At 76.0% G+C, this 13,241-nt stretch carries 13 protein-coding genes and 1 pseudogene; 5 read left to right on the top strand and 9 right to left on the bottom strand.

Annotated features, from left to right (window positions below; genetic code table 11):
• Nucleotides 1-18 precede the first annotated feature (18 nt).
• From ABD358_RS27065 to ABD358_RS27045, 5 genes are read right to left on the bottom strand one after another with little or no spacing between them, the layout of a single operon-like run.
• Nucleotides 19-1,617, bottom strand: a complete 1,599-nt coding sequence (locus tag ABD358_RS27065) for a cytochrome P450 (protein WP_344633787.1) — start codon at nt 1,615-1,617, stop codon at nt 19-21.
• A complete protein-coding gene (locus tag ABD358_RS27060; RefSeq protein WP_344633786.1) occupies nt 1,614-2,231 on the bottom strand; it encodes a GTP-binding protein in 618 nt (205 codons plus the stop codon). Before ABD358_RS27060 ends, ABD358_RS27065 begins: the two co-directional genes overlap by 4 nt.
• The gene (locus ABD358_RS27055; protein WP_344633785.1) at nt 2,212-2,595 is read right to left on the bottom strand and encodes a DUF742 domain-containing protein; all 384 of its coding nucleotides are present in this window, start codon (nt 2,593-2,595) and stop codon (nt 2,212-2,214) included. The genes ABD358_RS27060 and ABD358_RS27055 overlap by 20 nt, the downstream gene beginning before the upstream one ends.
• Nucleotides 2,592-2,978, bottom strand: coding sequence for a roadblock/LC7 domain-containing protein (locus tag ABD358_RS27050; RefSeq protein ID WP_344633824.1), 387 nt, complete (start codon nt 2,976-2,978; stop codon nt 2,592-2,594). Before ABD358_RS27050 ends, ABD358_RS27055 begins: the two co-directional genes overlap by 4 nt.
• A gap of 44 nt (nt 2,979-3,022) precedes the next feature.
• A complete protein-coding gene (locus ABD358_RS27045; protein WP_344633784.1) occupies nt 3,023-4,507 on the bottom strand; it encodes an ATP-binding protein in 1,485 nt (494 codons plus the stop codon).
• A gap of 645 nt (nt 4,508-5,152) precedes the next feature.
• On the opposite strand from ABD358_RS27045, the gene ABD358_RS27040 reads away from it, so the two are divergent.
• Entirely contained in the window at nt 5,153-5,698 is a 546-nt protein-coding gene (locus ABD358_RS27040) for a hypothetical protein (protein WP_344633783.1), read from the top strand.
• A gap of 7 nt (nt 5,699-5,705) precedes the next feature.
• Here the strand turns inward: ABD358_RS27040 and ABD358_RS27035 are convergent, their stop codons facing one another.
• Both ABD358_RS27035 and ABD358_RS27030 read right to left on the bottom strand, forming a co-directional pair.
• Complete coding sequence (locus ABD358_RS27035) at nt 5,706-6,083, bottom strand: hypothetical protein (RefSeq protein ID WP_344633782.1); 378 nt, start codon at nt 6,081-6,083, stop codon at nt 5,706-5,708.
• Between the two features lie 65 nt (nt 6,084-6,148).
• Entirely contained in the window at nt 6,149-7,045 is an 897-nt protein-coding gene (locus tag ABD358_RS27030) for a Gfo/Idh/MocA family protein (RefSeq protein WP_344633781.1), read from the bottom strand.
• A 237-nt stretch (nt 7,046-7,282) separates the two neighbouring features.
• On the opposite strand from ABD358_RS27030, the gene ABD358_RS27025 reads away from it, so the two are divergent.
• The 4 genes from ABD358_RS27025 to ABD358_RS27010 all read left to right on the top strand — a co-directional run bounded on the left by ABD358_RS27025 (nt 7,283) and on the right by ABD358_RS27010 (nt 11,405).
• The gene (locus tag ABD358_RS27025) at nt 7,283-8,617 is read left to right on the top strand and encodes a sensor histidine kinase (protein WP_344633780.1); all 1,335 of its coding nucleotides are present in this window, start codon (nt 7,283-7,285) and stop codon (nt 8,615-8,617) included.
• Between the two features lie 105 nt (nt 8,618-8,722).
• Nucleotides 8,723-9,190: an SRPBCC family protein gene (locus ABD358_RS27020; RefSeq protein WP_344633779.1), complete on the top strand. Its 468-nt coding sequence runs from the start codon at nt 8,723-8,725 to the stop codon at nt 9,188-9,190.
• The gene (locus ABD358_RS27015; RefSeq protein ID WP_344633778.1) at nt 9,187-9,702 is read left to right on the top strand and encodes a hypothetical protein; all 516 of its coding nucleotides are present in this window, start codon (nt 9,187-9,189) and stop codon (nt 9,700-9,702) included. The genes ABD358_RS27020 and ABD358_RS27015 overlap by 4 nt, the downstream gene beginning before the upstream one ends.
• Before the next feature lie 59 nt (nt 9,703-9,761).
• A complete protein-coding gene (locus tag ABD358_RS27010; protein ID WP_344633777.1) occupies nt 9,762-11,405 on the top strand; it encodes a phytoene desaturase family protein in 1,644 nt (547 codons plus the stop codon).
• A 40-nt stretch (nt 11,406-11,445) separates the two neighbouring features.
• Here ABD358_RS27010 and ABD358_RS27005 read toward each other — a convergent pair whose 3' ends face one another.
• On the bottom strand, nt 11,446-12,195 hold the full coding sequence (locus tag ABD358_RS27005) for an ATP-grasp domain-containing protein (RefSeq protein WP_344633823.1): 750 nt from the start codon (nt 12,193-12,195) through the stop codon (nt 11,446-11,448).
• Between the two features lie 173 nt (nt 12,196-12,368).
• Nucleotides 12,369-12,794: pseudogene (locus tag ABD358_RS27000) on the bottom strand (DinB family protein); the annotation flags it as partial.
• Nucleotides 12,795-13,241 lie beyond the last annotated feature (447 nt).

Genomic DNA, 13,241 nt, shown 5'->3' with positions numbered 1-13,241 from the left:
GGCCCCGGCCCCGGCGGCTCAGCCGCGCCGGGGCCACAGGAGGTCCCACCACCGGCCGGGACCGCGCCGGGGCGCGGCGGGCCGCACGGCCTGCGGTGTCCGCTCCGGCTGCGTGATCCGCTCCGGCTGCGCGGGCGCCTCTCCGGTCCGCGCGGCGGCCGGGACGGGCGGGCGCTCCTCCTCCGCTCCGGCCGCTTCCGCTCCTCCGTCCGCTTCCCCGTCCGCTTCCGCCGCGGGCCGGGGTGCGAAGGGGTTGCGGGCGTGGCGGGGCGTGAACAGCACCGGCAGCGCGTCCAGGTGGCGGGACCAGGTGGAGGACGTCCAGGTCAGCCCCTCCTCGGGGACGGCCAGTTGGAGGTCGGGCAGCCTGGCGAGGAGGGTGTCGATGCCGGAGCCGGTGATGGCCCGCCCGATGTCCTGCCCGGGGCACTCGTGCGGCCCGCTGTTGAACGACAGGTGCGAACGGTTGCCGTGCATGTCCTCGCCGGCCGCGCGTCCGATGGCCGGGTCGGTGTTCCCGGCGGCCACGCACAGCAGCAGCAGGTCGCCCCTGCGGACCTCGTGCCCGGCGATCTCCATGTCGTGGGTGGGGAACCGCCCCGGGACCACCATCAGCGGCGGCTCGTCCCACAGGATCTGCTCGACGGCTGCCGGGACCGTCATCTGGCCGCCGTGGAGGGTGCCGCGGAAGCGGGGGTCGGTGAGGACCATCCGCAGCGTGTTGACCATCAGGTTGGTGGTGGTCTCGTTGGCCAGGACCAGGACGAGCCGCAGGTGCTGCCGGACCTCCTCGTCGGTGAGGTCCGCCTCGTGCTCGATCAGCCAGGAGGCCAGGTCGGGGCCGGGCGCGCGGTGCTTCTCCGCCACCAGCCGGCCCAGGATCCCGTGGATGCGCCGGTCGGCCTCCAGGGCCTTCTCCGTGCCCCTGACGAGCTGCCTGCTGGCCTCGACCAGGTCGGCCCCCTCCTCCTCGGGCAGCCCGAAGAGGTCGGTCAGCACCATCATGGGCAGCGACTCGGCGAACTGGGAGACCAGTTCGGCCCGTCCGGCGCCGGCGAACCCGTCGACGAGCTGGTGGGAGCGGCGGTGGACGTGGCGGCGGATGGCGCGGCGGTCGAAGTTCTCCAGGCTGTCCTTGACCGCGCCGCGCAGCCGCCTGTGCTCGTTGCCGTCCTGGGAGATGCAGTCGGGGCGCCAGGCCAGCAGCGGCATCAGCGGGGAGTCGTCGGGGATCCTCCCCTCCTCCCGGTCGCGCCAGTGGCGGGTGTCCCGGGCGAAACGGCGCGGGTTGCGGGCGATCTGGAGAATCTCGTCGTAGCCCAGGACCAGCCAGGCGGGGACGTCGCCCTCCAGCAGGACGGGGGCGACGGCGCCGTGTTCGGCGCGCAGCCGCTCGTAGAGCGCCATGGGGTCGGCCGAGGCGGCGGGGCCGTACAGCCTGACGATGCCGCCGGGGCCCCTGTCCGGCTCGAAAGCCCCGTTCGGTTCGGGAGCCCCGTTCGGTTCGGGAGCCCCGTTCGGTTCGGGAGCCCGGGCGGGGACGTGGGCGGGGCAGCCGGGCGGGGGCGCCCCGGCGGGCGCCCCGTTCTCCGAGGGGCCGGGGAAGGACGTGCTCACAGTGCCTCCGAGGTGGCGGAGTCGTAGAGGTGGCGCATCAGCGTCAGCAGGACGTCGCGGCTGGAGTCGAGCCGGCGGGCGTCGCAGCCGACCAGGGGGACGTGGCCGGGCAGGTCGAGTGCCGACCGCAGGTCGGACGCCGGGTACACCGGGGCGCCGGGGAAGTTGTTGACGGCGACGACGAAGGGGACGCCGCCCTGCTCCAGGCGGTCCATGGCCGGGAAGCCGTCCTCCAGGCGCCGGGTGTCCACCAGCACCACCGCGCCGAGCGCCCCCGCGATCACGCCGTTCCACAGGAACCAGAAGCGCTGCTGGCCGGGGGTGCCGAACAGGTAGAGGACGAGCCGGTCGTCGAGCGTGATCCGGCCGAAGTCCATGGCCACGGTCGTCTCGGTCTTGCGTTCCACGCCGGAGAGGTCGTCCACGCCGACGCCGGCCTGGGTCATCGTCTCCTCGGTGGTCAGGGGACGGATCTCGCTGACCGAGCGCACCATGGTGGTCTTGCCGACGCCGAAGCCCCCGGCCACCACCACCTTGACCGACCTCTCGGTGGAGGCGGGCAGCAGGTCCTCGTGCCGCGGCCCGATGAGCGGTTCAGAGTCGTTGCAGTCCATCGATGAGCGCTTTCAGGATCTCGACGTCGGGTTCCACGGCGGCCGTGGTGTGCGCGGCGCGGGTCTGCCGCGCCTCCACCAGGGAGTCGGCGAGCAGGTCCGCGATCAGCACGTGGACGGCGCTGAACGGCAGGTCCAGGTACGCCGAGAGCTCGGCCACGGAGAGCGGGTTGGCGCACATGCGCAGGATGGAGACGTGCTCGGGGCGCATGCCGGGCTCCGGTTCGGCCCGGGCGACGATCAGGGTGACCAGGTCCAGCACCCTGGCGTCCTCGGCCTCGGCGCGTCCTCCGGTGACGATGTACAGGGGGACGGGGGTGCCCTCCTCCCATTCCCGCTCCCCCTGCCGGGCGTCTTCGCTCACAGCGCCTGCTCGGGGGCGCGGGGCGGACTGGCGAGGTGGTCGCCGATGCGGAGGACCAGGTCCCTCATCCGCTGGCTCATCAGTCCGGCGTCCACGCCCTCGTCGGCGGTCACCGCCAGGTAGGAGTTGGCGGCGGCGGCCATCAGGTAGAAGAAGCCGCCGTCGACCTCCAGGACGACCATGCGCACCCCGCCCTCGCTGTGCGGGAACTCCGCGGCCACCGACTGCGCCAGGCTCTTGAGTCCGGAGGACGCGGCGGCGAGCCGGTCGGCGGTGTCCTTGTCGGCGCCGAACCGGGCCATGCACAGCCCGTCGGCGGACAGCAGCACGATGTGCCGGGTGCGGGGGACGGTGGCGGCCAGGTCCTTGAGCAACCAGTCCATGTTCTTGAGCCGCTGCTGCGTCACGTGCTGATCACCTGATTCCACTACTGGTTCCGCGACTCGTTACCGGCCGCGGGGGATGTCCGGGGTGCGGGGGGCGTCCGGGGCGCGGCGCCGTCCCCGCCGCCCTCACCGCCCTCCCCGCCGGTTCTGGAGAAGAAGGCGCCCATCCACAGGCCCGTGTCGGGGTGGGCCTCCAGGGGCGGCCGGTCGTCCGCGCGCCGTGCCGCGGGGACGGCCGGCGTGCTCCCCGTGCCGGCCGCGGTCCGGGGGGCGGCGTGCCGGCGGCGGCGCTGCGGGAGCCCGTTGGCGTTCCGCTCGACGACGACCGCCTCCTCCTCGTCCGGGAGCGGGGCGGCCGTCCCCGGCCTCCGGGTCACCGGGCCGGGTGGCCGGCCGCCGACCCGGAGGTAGCCGTCCATGGGCAGGGTGGTGAGCAGGTCGTGGGGGACGAAGACGACCGCGCGGACGCCGTCGCAGGTGGAGGGCCGCAGGGAGATCCGCAGGCCCAGGCGGTTGGCCATGATGCCCGCGACGCGCAGGCCCATGCGGGCCGTCTCGCCGAGGTCCTCCAGGTCCAGGCCGCCGACCGCCTGGGTGAGCAGGAACTCGGCGTACTCGCGGGTCTCCTCGGTGAGGCCGACGCCCTTGTCCTCGATGGAGACCTCGACGCCGGAGGCCACCTCCTCGGTGTTGACGACCACCTTGGTGCTCGGCGGGGAGTAGCGGGTGGCGTTGTCCATCAGCTCGCTGAAGACCAGGCTCAGCGGTTCGACGGCGGGGCCGAGCACCGCGACCTCGGCGATCCGGTGGAGTTCGATGCGCAGGTACTCGGCGATGGGCGCGCTGCCGGCGCGCAGCACGTCGTAGAGCGAGACCGGCTTCTGCCACTGGCGGGCCGGGCTGCCGCCGCCGAGGACGGCCAGGCTGGTGGCGACGCGGCCGGCGACGTTGACGCCGTGCTCCAGGTGCATCAGGTCGCCCAGGATCGCCGGCTCGGGGTGCTTGAACTGCATCCTGCGCAGGTCGGCCTGGAGGCGGTGGATCTCGGCCTGGATGCGGCAGGCGATGTTGACGATCGCGCGGCGGGCGGAGTCGCGCTGGTACTCGCGGTCCTGGACGGCCTGGACGACCACGCGGGTCAGGTCCTGGTGGGCGGCGACCAGCCGCGGGTCGGAGTCGGGCGGGTGGAGGGCGGCGGGCACCACGTCGGCGGGCGCCTCGCCGCGCTGGACGGCCGCGACGACGGGGGGCATGACCTCGCGGCAGTACCGTTCGAGGTCCGCGAGGTGGCGTTCGGCGCGCCGTTCCAGGGCGGCGGCCGCGCGGCCGCGGCGGACCGCCTCGTACGCGGCCGCGGCGACCGCGAGCACCGCCGCGGCCCCGCACCAGGCGACCGCGGCCCGGGCCTCGTCGGTGACGGCGGACAGGGCCGCGGCCGCGCAGGCGGCGACCAGTGCTGGGGGGACGAGCCACACGCCCCCGGGAGCGGGGCGCGGGCCTCCCGTCGACGAGCCGGCGGGCTCCATGGGCATCCTCGGGCGTTGGGCGGACGGGTGGGCGGGGGGCCGCGGCGAGGAGGGCCGTGCGCGGGCATGTGCCGTGAGCGCGTACCTCTGGCATACGCCCGCGCCGGAAGGGGGACGTCCCGGCGCGCGGGACTCCCCCTCCCTCCCCCCTCGGGGCGGGTGGGCGCCGGAACGCCGCACACGGCGACGGCAGGCCATGACGGCAGGCCATGGCAGCACACCGCGACGACAAGCCGTGACGGCGCCGACTCACTGCGTGACAGGGAGCATAGGGGGATCCGGCGGGCCGTCGCAGAAACTTGACAAACACAACCCGAATATGCGGTTGCACGGGGGCGGCGCGGGCGGGCGATAACGCCCGGTGCAGCGCGTTCGTTCCGTTTTGGGCGGTTGCACGCTCCGGAAATCCATAGCCAAAGCCGGACATGCGTTCCCTCACTCGGCCGAGTGGCGCCCCCGCTTCCCGGAGCGCCGCGGGGAGGCCCACGGGGAAGCCCGCGGGAGAACTCCCGGGAAAGCCCGGGAAAGTCGCGGAAGCGCGGGGAAAGTGCGGGGAATTTCCCACGCCGCGGGTCCGGATGGGGCAGGGTGCCGTCATCCTCTCCATGGGACCGCTCCGGCAGAGGGGACCGAGGGGGGCGAGGGATGAGCAGTTTCGGTACGCACCGGGCCCGTGTGCACGACACGACACGGCCGCCGCGGCACCGGCTGGTCGACCTGCGCTCGTGCCTGACGCACTTCGCGCCCTACGGATTCCGGGCCACCTTCCACCACCTGTGCCAGAGCGCCGGCATCCCCCGGCGCCCCGAGCGGGACCCCGACTCGCTGGTGCGGGCCGTGGAGGAGCTGCACCGGGCCCGGCTGGTCTGGCTGGCCTCCGTCACCGCCTACGCGGAGCTGCGGACGCGCGAGAAGCGTGCGGGCCGGCGGCAGCCGCCGGCCGACGACGCGTGGCGGGCGTGGCGGCGGGGCTGGAACAACATCGCCCACTGCCCCGATCCCCACCGCCATCCCGCCGAGCCGCTGCCCGTGGTGGTGCGCCGGGTCCTGGCCGGCCCGCCGCCCGGCGGGCCCGGTGACGGCCCGGTGTGCCGGGTGTGCGCCGGACCGGCCACCGCCGAACGCTGGAGCGACGGCTACTGGATCCACACGCTGTGCGCGGGGTGCGGGGTGAGCCTGGGCCGGGAGTGACGGTCCGTCAGGTCACATGGGGGTCGGCCGCGCGGAAGCGGCGCAGCAACTCCCGCGCCGGGGCGCTCTCTCCGTCGAAGGCGATCGGCCTCCCCCGCCCGCCGGGGTCGACGACCAGTGCCCGGTTGCAGGCGAAGCAGAACGCGATCTCGCGGACGACCTCGTCGTCCGCGTGGAGGCGGATGCCGTAGCGGGGAAGGAAGCAGCGCGCCGGCTCCCCGTCGGGCAACGCGGCGACGAGGGCGAGGACTTCGGCGGCCTCCCCGCCGTCCCACAGCGCGATCCCCTCCCCCGGCACCGTCCGCCAGGAGAGGGCGTCGCGCACGCCGGCGACGCGGACGGCCTCGGCGATCACCACCGGGCGCGCGGGGACGGGAGGCATCATCCGGCCATCCTCCCGGAACGGCCGGACGCGGCGGCGGCCGGGGCCCGCCCGCCGCCGCGTCCCGGTCAGCCGCCGAGCCGGGCCTCGGCCGCCGCGAGGATCTCCGTCACCCGCACCCCGAACCGGATGTCGCACGGGTGCGGCTCGCCGGTGCGGGCCGAGGCGAGCAGGGCGTCCACGGCGTGCCCGAGGGCGGTCACCGCGTCCGATCCCCTCTCCGGCAGCGTCACGACGCCCGCGGTGCCGCGCAGTTCCACCCGGGTCACGGCCGCCGCCGGGGCCACGGCCAGACCCAGCGCGCAGGTGCTGGACGCGCCCGAGGCGTGGCGCAGGGCGAGTTGGACGGTCTCCCCCGCACCGGAGACGGCCGCCACCGAGCCGTCCAGGTCGGCCACGTCGCCGAGCACCGGCAGCAGCACGGACAGGGCGTGCGGCCCGACGTCCCACAGCCCGCCCTTCTCCCGCCGCCACGGCGAGGCCGCGTACGGGCTGGGCGCGGCGCCCTCGGCGAAGATCCCGCCGAGCCAGTCGGCGCGGCCGAGCTGCCAGCCGCCCGTCACCCGCTGCTCCTCCAGCCACGCCGCCGTCTCGGGGCGGAACCGCAGCGTGAAGAAGACCACCGAGGCCACCCCCGCCGCCTCGGCCGCGTCGGCGACCTCGCGGGCGGCGGCCACGGTGGTGGCCACCGGCTTGTCCAGCAGCAGGTGGCATCCGGCCTTGGCGGCCCGGACGGCCAGGGGCGCCTGTATGTCCGGGGGCAGCGCCACGGCGACCGCGTCGCAGTCGGCCAGCAGCGCGTCCACGTCGTCGTAGGGCCGGCCGCCGAAGCGTTCGGCGATGTCGGCCGCCGCCTCCGGGCGGCGGCCCCACACCCCCGCCAGTTCGACGTCGGGGTGGTCGCGCAGTGCGGGGCCGTGGGCGAGTTCCGCCCAGGGGCCGGTGCCGAGCAGGCCGAATCTCATGTCGCGGTGTCTCCTTGGCTTGACCGGTCAAGACGAGTGAGGCGCCGCCCACTATGCCGGACGCCCGCCGGGCGGCGACCGCCCGGGAGCGGGTGCGTCCGCGCCTCTGCCCGATGGTGGTGCCAGGTACACCCCCGGTCCGGTGTCCGTCCCCCGTGCCCCGGGCCCCGTCCCGCCGCCAGACTGGACCCGCACCGGGCGAAGGGCCCGGGCGGAGACGACGAAGGGGGCACGGGGATGGGCGGGAGCACCGCGACCACCGCGCGGAACACCGGAGGGACGACGCTGCGGAACGGGCTGACGGCCGCGGCACGGGGGCTGCCCCTGGCGGTGGTGTCGCTCGCCGCGGGCATCACGCTGTTCGTGGCGTCGGTGCTGTCGATCGCGTTCATCCCGCTCGGCATCGGGCTGCTGACCACCCCGGCCGTCCTGGGCGCCGTCCGCTCCCACGCCCGCCGGCGCCGCTCGCTGGCCGCCGACCGGGCCGGCGTGACGGTCCCCGAGCCGTACCTCCCCCTCCCCGAGCGGACGCGTCCCGGGCTCGCCGGGCAGGCCGGGCGCTGCCTGTTCCTGCTGAGGGACCAGGCGACCTGGCGCGACCTCCAGTGGCTCCTGGCCGACGCCACCGCGGGCTTCCTCCTCGCCCTGCTGCCCACCGTCCTCACCCTCTACGGCCCCTACGGCACGGTGGTGGCCGCGGGCCTGTGGCGGGCCATGGACGGCACGTGGTTCCTGTTCGTGCCGCTGACCTCGCAGTTCGCCGCCTTCCTGGCGATGGGCGCGGGCTGGTGCCTCACCGCGGCCGGGCTCCGCTGGGGTCCGGCGCTGCTGGACGCCGACTTCCGGCTCGCCCGCGCCCTGCTGGCCCCCACCCGCGAGATGGAGCTGCGCCGCCGTGTGGACCGCCTCTACGAGACCCGGCACGACGCCGTGGACGCCTCCGCCGCCGAACTGCGCCGCATCGAACGCGACCTCCACGACGGCGCCCAGGCCCGGCTGGTGGCGATGGGCATGAGCCTCGGCGCGATCGAGGCCCTGATCGAGAAGGACCCCCGGCAGGCCCGCAGGCTCCTCGCCCAGGCCCGCGAGAACTCCGCCGAGGCCCTGAACGAACTCCGCGACCTGGTGCGCGGCATCCACCCCCCGGTCCTGGCCGAACGCGGCCTCGGCGACGCGCTGCGGGCCCTGGCCCTGCGCACGCAGCTCCCGGTGGAGGTCGAGGTGGACCTGCCCGGCCGCTTCGAGGCGCCGGTGGAGGCGGCGGCGTACTTCGCGGCGAGCGAGGTCCTCACCAACGCCGTCAAGCACTCCGGCGCCGGACGCGTCTGGCTGGACGTCCACTACGCCGCAGCCGACGGCACGCTCCGCGTCACCGTCACCGACGACGGGCACGGCGGCGCCGACCCGGCCGGCTCGGGACTGGCCGGGGTGGAGCGCAGGCTCGGCGCGTTCGACGGCGTCCTGGCCGTCAGCAGCCCGGCCGGCGGCCCGACGGTGGTCACCATGGAGATCCCCTGCCTCCCCGACCCCCGGGCCGGGGACGCCGGCCGCCCGGCGCGGACCCGCCCGTAGGCGCCCGCGGGGCGCCGCCCGGCGCACCGCCCGCGGCGGTCGCCCGTACGGGGCGACCGGCCCGCGCCGGGCGGTGCATCGCGGAAAACCGGGTACGCGGGCGGCATGGCAGTGCGACACGTGTGGGTGAACAGAGAACCCGGAAGGGTGTGGGGCGTCCTCGCCGACGCCGACCAGTACCAGAAGTGGGTCGTCGGCACCCGGTCGACGCACGAGGCGGAGGGCGACTGGCCCGGTGTCGGCGCCTCCCTGCGCTACGAGATCGGCATGGGGCCGCTGACCGTCCAGGGCCACACCGTCGTCCGCGTCTGCGAGCCGCCCGACCGGCTCGAACTGGAGGCGTCCGCGGGCCGGCTGGGCACCGCCCGCATCGCCGTCCGCCTCACTCCCTGGGGCGAGGGCACCCTGATCACCATGGACGAGCACCCCCTGCGCGGCACCGTCGCCCGGCTCCACACCGCTCCCGTGGACGTGGCCCTGCAACTGCGGCACCGGCTGATGCTGACCCGGCTGCGGAACGTGGTGGAGGGGGGCCGCTCCCCGGCCGACAAGGAAGCGGGAGAACACGTATGACGCACACCGACGACCGGCCCGCCGGCCGCGCCCCCGAAGCCGGCGAGGACCGCCCCGACCGGGCCCACCGCCGCCCGCCGGGCGTGGACGACGCCACCGTCGAGGCCGTCGGCAAGGTCTCCGAGGCCCTGGAGGCCACCGAACGGGCCCGCGGCCACCTCTACTCCTTCCACCAGATGACCGGCCGCGCCGACCTCCTGCTGGGCGAGGCCGTGGACCTGCTCCGCGCCGCCGGGCACGACCGGGAGGCGGACCTGCTGGAGACCGAGATCCTCGGCCGCAACGTCATCCCCGGCCACTGGACGTTCCAGATCGTCGAGGGCTACGACGACCACTACTACCGGCCGTTCACCGCCGCCGAGGAGAAGGTGCGCCGGCTGGTGGGCGGCCTGCGGCACCTGTACGAGGCGGAGATGAAGGAGGCCCGGCGCACCCACGGCCACTCCGCCCACACCGCGCGCCCCGACACCCCCCGTCCCGGCACCCCCCGTCCCGGCACACCGCGCGCCTGACCCGCGCCCCGGCCCGCCGTCCGTACGTCCCGTCCGCCGTCCACCCGCAGGAGTGCACGATGACCGACGCGCCCGACGCCGTCGTGGTGGGCGCCGGCCCCAACGGGCTGGTGGCCGCGAACATGCTGGCGGACGCCGGGTGGCGGGTGCTGGTCCTGGAGGCCCAGCCCGAGCCCGGCGGCGCCGTCCGCAGCGACCGCGGCGTCCACCCCGACTACGTCAGCGACCTGTTCAGCTCCTTCTATCCGCTGGCGGCCGCCTCCCCCACCGTCCGCGCCCTGGAGCTGGAGCGGTGGGGCCTGCGGTGGGGCCACGCCCCGGCCGTCGTCGCCAACCCGTTCCCCGACGGCCGCTGCGCCGTCCTCCACCGCGACCGGGAGGACACCGCCCGCAGCCTGGAGACCTTCGCCCCCGGGGACGGGGAGGCGTACCTGCGGCTGACGGACCTGTGGGACCGGCTCGGCCCGGACCTGCTCCGCGCGTTCCTCAGCCCCTTCCCCCCGGTCCGTCCCGCGCTGTCCCTGCTGGCCGAACTGCGGGCGGCCGGCGGGCTGCGGCTGCTGCGGATGCTGCTGCTGCCCGTCCGCCGCCTGGGCGAGGAGGAGTTCGGCGGCCCGGGCGGGCCGGTGCTCCTGGCGGGCTGCGCGCTCCACGCGGACATCTTCCCCGAGTCCACGGCCGGGACGATCTACGGCTGGCTGCTGGCGATGATGGGCCAGGAGGTCGGCTGGCCGGTCCCCGTCGGCGGCGCGGGGACGCTCACCGCCGCCCTGGTCCGCCGCCTGGAGTCCAGGGGCGGCGCCGTGCGCTGCGGCGCCCGCGTGTCGCGGGTGGTCGTCGCGGGCGGACGCGCGCTCGGCGTGGTCACCGGCGACGGGGACGCCGTACGGGCCCGCCGCGCGGTCCTGGCGGACGTCCCCGCCCCCGCCCTGTACGGCGGGCTGGTCGGCTGGGAGCACCTCCCGGCCCGGCTGCGGGACGACGTCCGCCGCTTCCAGTGGGACACCTCCACCGTCAAGGTCGACTGGGCGCTGTCCGGTCCCATCCCCTGGACCGCGCCGGAGGCGGCCGGGGCGGGCACCGTCCACCTGGCCGACGGCATGGACCACCTCACCCGCCACAGCACCCAGCTGGCCACCGGCGCCGTCCCCGACCGGCCGTTCTGCCTGGTGGGCCAGATGACCACCTCCGACCCGTCCCGCTCCCCCGCCGGCACCGAGTCGGCCTGGGCCTACACCCACGTCCCGCAGCGCATCCGCGAGGACGCCGGGGGCGCGGGCATCACCGGGGCCTGGGGGCCGGACGAGCGGGAGGCCATCGCCGACCGGGTGGAGGCCGAGGTCGAGCGCCGCGCGCCGGGCTTCCGCGACCGCGTCGTCGCCCGCCGCGTCCTGGTCCCGCCGGACCTCCAGGCGCGGGACGAGAACCTGGTCGGCGGCGCCATCAACGGCGGCACCGCCGCCGTCCACCAGCAGCTCTTCTTCCGGCCCGTGCCCGGCACCGGCCGCGCCGCCACCCCCGTCCGGGGCCTCTACCTCGCCTCGTCCTCCGCCCATCCGGGCGGCGGCGTCCACGGCGCCTGCGGCGCCAACGCCGCCCGCGCGGCCCTCGCCGCCGAACGCCCCCTCGCCCACTACCTCCTGGGCCCGGCCCAGACCGCCCTCGAACGCGCGGCGAAGAGGACGGCGGACCGGCCGCGGTAGCGGGGCGGGGAAGTGCCCACCCCCTCGTCCCGCCGAGGGCTCACGGCGCACGCGGGGCCCGGAGCGGGGAGTGCGCGGCCGGGCGTAGGAACCGGCGGTCGGACGGGAGGACCCGCTCCCTCGGGCCCGCGGCGCGCAGCACGACGTCGAGCACCGCGTCCGGCGGCGCGGCGTAGCAGTGGGAGAACCACGGCATGTTGGCCTCCACCACCGCCCAGCGCCCGCGCCCGCTCTCCGGGTCCCGTACGAGGCCGATGTCGACGGTGACCGCGCTGGGCAGCAGGTCCCCGGTCGTCTCGAGGAGGCGCCGGACGAACCGGCGCACGTGCCGCTCGTACCGGTCCCGGTGGAGGGGCGCGACATCGAGCCGGCCGTGGACGGCGTACCGGCTGCCGGCCGCGATCCGCCGGTCGAGCAGGAAGAGCCGGTACTCGACGGCGAACGTCACCACCTCGGAGATCAGCACGGGCGTGTCCGGGCCGACGCGCTTCCCGGTGCGGGGCAGCCGCGTTCCGTCGGCGTACACGGCCGCCGGGAAGGACTTGTCGCCGGGCGGCTTGACGAAGGCCGGGCGACGCAGTTCCCACGCCTTCGAGAGCGTGCTCGCCTCGATCCGCCTCCCGGTGAACTCCTCGGGCAGCCGGGCGAGCCAGTCGTCCGGTGGTTCGAGCAGGGCGAGGCCGGTCCGGTCGGTGATCCGGCGGGCCGTGAACGGGCCCCCGTACCAGTGCACCGTCCGCTCGTCCAGGCCGTCGAGCGTGTGCGGGCCGGTGAGCACCCGCACGTCCATTCCCCGCCGTTCCGCCGCCTCCGCCAGGAGCACGGCGGTGCCGGTCCGCTGCGCGGAGGTGAGGAGGACCGGCGTCCCGGTGTCTCCCACGGCTGCCCCTCCCTCGGCCGTTCCGGTGGACGACCACCGTAGCCGTCCCCCTCCCCCGTCGTGCCGGGGACGTCGGTCCCGGCGGCGCGGTGGAGGTCACGGAGGAGGGCGGTCTCGGCCCCGTGGTGGAGCGGTTCCCGGTCGACCCACCAGACGGTGTCGGTCATGGGGCCGTCCGGGTCGCTGCCGTGCGGGCAGGCGCAGTGTCCCACGGTGTCGAGCGCGGTGTCGTCGAGGCCGAGCAGCGCCTCCCGCCAGGCGGTGTCGAAGGCCGCGCCGGCCTCGGCCGCGCTCGCGGCGGCCCGGTGGTCGTCGCGGTCAGCGTGCGGGTGCCCGCCGTGTGGTCGGCGCGGAGCGCCAGCATCTCGCTCAGGTGGTCCGGACGCCAGGCGATGGCGGTGAACGGCGGCGGCTCGGGGTGCGGGGGGTGCGGAGTCGCGTCCCCAGTCGCCCGCGCCCGCCAGGAGGGCCATCCGCGGACCCGGGCCGTCCGCGCGGCGAGCGAGAGCGGCGTCGTCGGCCTGCCTCGCTGCCCGGTCCGCGGCTGTCGCGCACCAGTAGCACGCCCCCGGCCTGCGAGACCACCGCCCGGCCGCCGCCCTCGATACGGACACGCGGGTAGGACCCGATGCGCTTCTTCACCTGGAGAGTGCTTCTTTCCGTGCAGCCAACAGGACCCTAGACAAGTACCATCGTTGCAGGTCAGGAGCGCTCTCCGCTTATTCGGTCAAACCTCGGACACCCCACCTCGTGAAAGCGCGAGGCCGGTGCGGCGGCTGCCACGCCGGTTCGGCTGCCGCCGGCCTGCCTTCCGGCATACCCGTCCGACACCCTTCACCACGCGCCCGGTTCTGTACGGGCACCCACAGCAGGACCGGACCCCGACAAGTCCGGGGTGGCGCGGGTCGCCGTGCTTCCCGGGTCCGGGGAGCGCGGCGGCCCCCGCCACCCCGGAC

This window comes from Streptomyces glaucosporus (assembly GCF_039533345.1).
In the GTDB taxonomy this organism is placed as follows: Bacteria; Actinomycetota; Actinomycetes; order Streptomycetales; family Streptomycetaceae; genus Streptomyces; species Streptomyces glaucosporus.
The sequence above is the reverse complement of the archived record's forward strand: the minus strand, read 5'-3'. Positions and strand labels throughout refer to the sequence as shown.

Bases quoted from the DNA above. Each gene is read 5' to 3' on its own strand.
- ABD358_RS27060 (WP_344633786.1), bottom strand. From the start codon at position 2,231: ATGGACTGCAACGACTCTGAACCGCTCATCGGGCCGCGGCACGAGGAC.
- ABD358_RS27050 (WP_344633824.1), bottom strand. From the start codon at position 2,978: ATGGACTGGTTGCTCAAGGACCTGGCCGCCACCGTCCCCCGCACCCGG.
- ABD358_RS27045 (WP_344633784.1), bottom strand. From the start codon at position 4,507: ATGGAGCCCGCCGGCTCGTCGACGGGAGGCCCGCGCCCCGCTCCCGGG.
- ABD358_RS27040 (WP_344633783.1), top strand. From the start codon at position 5,153: ATGAGCAGTTTCGGTACGCACCGGGCCCGTGTGCACGACACGACACGG.
- ABD358_RS27035 (WP_344633782.1), bottom strand. From the start codon at position 6,083: ATGATGCCTCCCGTCCCCGCGCGCCCGGTGGTGATCGCCGAGGCCGTC.
- ABD358_RS27030 (WP_344633781.1), bottom strand. From the start codon at position 7,045: ATGAGATTCGGCCTGCTCGGCACCGGCCCCTGGGCGGAACTCGCCCAC.
- ABD358_RS27025 (WP_344633780.1), top strand. From the start codon at position 7,283: ATGGGCGGGAGCACCGCGACCACCGCGCGGAACACCGGAGGGACGACG.
- ABD358_RS27020 (WP_344633779.1), top strand. From the start codon at position 8,723: ATGGCAGTGCGACACGTGTGGGTGAACAGAGAACCCGGAAGGGTGTGG.
- ABD358_RS27015 (WP_344633778.1), top strand. From the start codon at position 9,187: ATGACGCACACCGACGACCGGCCCGCCGGCCGCGCCCCCGAAGCCGGC.
- ABD358_RS27010 (WP_344633777.1), top strand. From the start codon at position 9,762: ATGACCGACGCGCCCGACGCCGTCGTGGTGGGCGCCGGCCCCAACGGG.
- ABD358_RS27005 (WP_344633823.1), bottom strand. From the start codon at position 12,195: ATGGACGTGCGGGTGCTCACCGGCCCGCACACGCTCGACGGCCTGGAC.